This window comes from Pseudomonas violetae, assembly GCF_023072615.1.
Lineage (GTDB): Bacteria > Pseudomonadota > Gammaproteobacteria > Pseudomonadales > Pseudomonadaceae > Aquipseudomonas > Aquipseudomonas violetae.
The window spans coordinates 1-3,458 of record NZ_JAKNRW010000079.1 but is presented as its reverse complement, the minus strand read 5'-3'; the positions used below and the strand labels follow the sequence as shown (position 1 = coordinate 3,458).

Genomic DNA, 3,458 nt, shown 5'->3' with positions numbered 1-3,458 from the left:
ACGGCCTTGAGCCAGCCACTCGCCCAGGCACTGGCGCGTGCGCAACTGGCCCAAGACCTGGAAGCGGCGCGCCTGCATGGTGAAACGGAGCAACTGCGCAGTGCCTTGTTAGCCTCCGTGTCCCACGATCTGCGCACGCCGCTGACCTCGATGCGCGGCAGCATCGACAGCCTGCTGGCGCTCGGCGAAGCGATTCCGCTGGAAGATCGCCGCGAGCTACTCGAAGGCACCCGCGACGAAGCCGAACGGCTCGATCGTTACATTCAGAACCTGCTGGACATGACTCGCCTGGGGCACGGAGCGTTGAAGCTGGCCCGGGACTGGGTGTCGCCGGCAGACATCGTCGGCAGCTCGCTCAACCGGCTGCGTGCAGTGCTCGGGCCGCTGCAGGTCAGCACCGACGTGCCGCCAGAGCTGCCGTTGCTCTACGTGCACGCCGCGCTTATCGAGCAGGCACTGGTGAATGTGCTGGAAAATGCCGCGCGCTTTTCACCGGTGCACGGACGGTTGCAGTTGCGCGCCGGGGTTGCCGACCGCGAATTGTTTTTTTCGGTGAGCGATGAAGGGCCGGGCATACCCGAAGAGGAGCGGGCGAAGATTTTCGACATGTTCTACACCGCTGCACGGGGTGATCGGGGCGGGCAGGGCACCGGGCTGGGCCTGGCTATCTGCCAGGGGATGGTAGGGGCTCACGGCGGTCGGATCAGTGTCGCGGACGGGATCGAAGGCCGGGGTACCTGCATCACCCTGCATCTGCCACTGCAAGAACAGCCGGATGTCGAAAGTGAAGCCTGATACCCTCTGGGTCTTCCCATGCCGCGATCAGAACTCATGAGCCAGACCGCGACCATCCTGGTCATCGACGACGAACCGCAGATCCGCAAGTTCCTGCGCATCAGCCTGGTTTCCCAGGGCTATAAAGTGCTGGAAGCCGGCACCGGCACCGAGGGGCTGGCGCAGGCCGCGTTGAGTAAACCTGACTTGCTGGTGCTCGACCTTGGCTTGCCGGACATGGATGGCCAACAGGTGCTGCGTGAGTTTCGCGAATGGTCGATGGTGCCGGTGCTGGTCCTTTCGGTGCGTGCCAGCGAGGGCCAGAAAGTCGAGGCACTGGATCGTGGTGCCAACGATTACGTAACCAAGCCGTTTGGCATACAGGAGTTCCTGGCGCGGGTGCGCGCGCTGTTACGCCAGGCACCGGCTGGCGAAGCGCAGCAGGCGGCGTTGACGTTTGGACCGCTGACGGTGGACCTGGCCTACCGCCGGGTACTGCTCGATGGCGCCGAAGTCGCATTGACCCGCAAGGAGTACGCCGTGCTGGCGCAACTGGCCCGGCATCCGGGGCGGGTCATTACCCAGCAGCAATTATTGAAGGATATCTGGGGGCCGACGCATACCGAGGACAGTCATTATTTGCGCATTGTGGTGGGGCATTTGCGCCAGAAGCTGGCGGATGACCCGACCCAGCCGCGGTATATCGTGACTGAGGCGGGGGTTGGGTATCGGTTGTTGAGTGGGGACAACCTTTAGCATTCGTATTGAATGTCCCGGCCTCATCGCGGGCAAGCCCGGCTCCCACAGGTTCGAGGTTGTTCACAAAAATTGTGAATCAACTCATCACCTGTGGGAGCGAGCTTGCCCGCGATGAGGCCCTTGAATCCTGCACAAGTCTTCAGGAACTGCGTCCCTGCTCCTCCTCATACCGATCCAGCGTATCCCGAGCAATCTCGCGCCCCAGCGCGATCAACTCAGGCGCCTTGTAGAACTCGAAAAACCGGCACACCCGCTTTGGCACGTTGATCAGGATATCCGGTGGATACCCGGCAATCTTGTACTGCGCCAACGATGTCTGCATCACCTCGAAGCTCTGGTTGATCAAATCCAGCAGCGACGCCGGCCCGACGTTATCAATGATGAACGATCCGGTGGCGGACTTCGGCGCGCCCCCTGCCTCCGGTGCGGCGGCCGGTTGCTGTGCTTCGGGCTCGGCGGACTCGATCCAGGGATTGATGTCCGCCCCTTGCGCTTTCAGCGCTTCTTTTTCCAGCGCCAGCAATTGCTCGGCCTGCTTGCGTCGAAACGGCAACTTCGAGCCCAGCGAGTTGATCAGGCTGTCGAAGCGGCTTTTGAATGCCGGCGGACGCGGGATTACCGGCAACTGATAATGCCGTTGGTTAGTGGAGTTGAGGTTGACCGCGATAATCAGGTCGCAATGACTCGAGACCACCGGCACGATCGGCAGGGGGTTGAGTATCCCGCCGTCGACCAGCATGCGATTGCCCTGCATCACTGGGGTGAACAGGCTGGGGATCGCCGCCGACGCGCGCATGGCCTGATGCAGGCAGCCTTCCTGGAACCAGATTTCCTGCTGGTTGGTCAGGTCGGTGGCCACTGCCGTGTAGGGAATCCGCAGATCTTCGATGTTGATCTCGCCGACGATCTTGCGGATCTGCCCGAAGACCTTTTCGCCACGAATCGCCCCCAGGCGGAAACTCACGTCCACCAAACGCAACACGTCGAGGTAATCCAGGCTCTCGATCCAGTTGCGATAATCATCGAGTTTGCCAGCGGCGTAGATCCCGCCGACCACCGCCCCCATGGAGCAACCGGCGATGCAGGCGATGTCGTAGCCTCTCCGTTCGATCTCCTCGATGACGCCGATGTGGGCATAACCCCGGGCGCCACCTGAACCCAGTACCAGTGCGACACGCTTTTTCATGAATCGCCCTCGTCTGACAAGGTTCAACAATGCACCCAACGAGGGGCGTGCTTCAATCGGCAAAGTCGTTCAAGCAGGCGAAGACGTCGTTTTTCCGACACTCCATCCATGGCGGCGCAGGGTTATCTTCCCTGGCGCGACAGTTTAGCCAGGCGGCCAAGGCACTTTTCCAACGCCAGACCGTCTTACCTGCACGACTGTTATCCTATTTTTGAGGTGTGAGTGATGAAAGCCTGGATCTGTGTACCTTTGATTGCCCTGGCACTGGCCGGCTGTGCCGGCAAGACCGCCTACCGCGACAGCTGCGGTAGCGGCATCGACGCGGCGTGGCATGAGCTGGACTTGGCCAAGGCGGAAGGGTTTGCCGGCACCGTCAGTTACTCCAAGGCGCTGTCGTTGCTGACTGGCGCGAAAACCCAGCAGCAATTCGAGGCATTCGAAGGCTGCACCAAGAAAGCCGAGAAGGCGCGTTTTTATATTCGTGAGTCACGCGCCGGGCGTTAAGGCATGATGCAAGGCTGAGGCGCCATTCGAGAAAAGGGAGCAAGCAATGTCCGGGTTGGTTGATCGGTTAGTGGCTCATGTCATGGGCCTTGAAGTCAGTTTGATGTCGAGTCAGGCACGTCTGGAGGCGCGAACCGACCCTGAGGCCTTGCACGACCTGCGCACCACGGTTCGCCGTTTGCGCAGCCTGCTGCGACCGTTGCGTGGCTTGCCCGGCGTCGCACAGCTGGAAGCG

5 protein-coding genes are annotated in these 3,458 nt (G+C 61.3%); 4 read left to right on the top strand and 1 reads right to left on the bottom strand.

Annotated features, from left to right (window positions below):
• On the top strand, positions 1-795 hold a 795-nt coding region (locus L9059_RS30445), incomplete at its 5' end, for a sensor histidine kinase (RefSeq protein ID WP_247296601.1).
• 36 nt (positions 796-831) lie between these two features.
• Positions 832-1,530, top strand: a complete 699-nt coding sequence (locus tag L9059_RS30440; protein WP_247296634.1) for a response regulator — start codon at positions 832-834, stop codon at positions 1,528-1,530.
• 142 nt (positions 1,531-1,672) lie between these two features.
• On the opposite strand, the gene L9059_RS30435 is transcribed toward L9059_RS30440, so the two are convergent.
• Positions 1,673-2,719, bottom strand: a complete 1,047-nt coding sequence (locus L9059_RS30435; protein WP_247296569.1) for a patatin-like phospholipase family protein — start codon at positions 2,717-2,719, stop codon at positions 1,673-1,675.
• 225 nt (positions 2,720-2,944) lie between these two features.
• Between L9059_RS30435 and L9059_RS30430 the strand changes: the two genes are divergently transcribed.
• Positions 2,945-3,223 carry a hypothetical protein gene (locus L9059_RS30430; protein WP_045058957.1) on the top strand — a complete coding sequence of 93 codons (279 nt, stop codon included), beginning with the start codon at positions 2,945-2,947 and terminating at the stop codon, positions 3,221-3,223.
• Positions 3,224-3,269: 46 nt separating this feature from the next.
• Positions 3,270-3,458: CHAD domain-containing protein (locus L9059_RS30425; RefSeq protein WP_247296555.1), on the top strand; the 189-nt coding region annotated here is incomplete at its 3' end.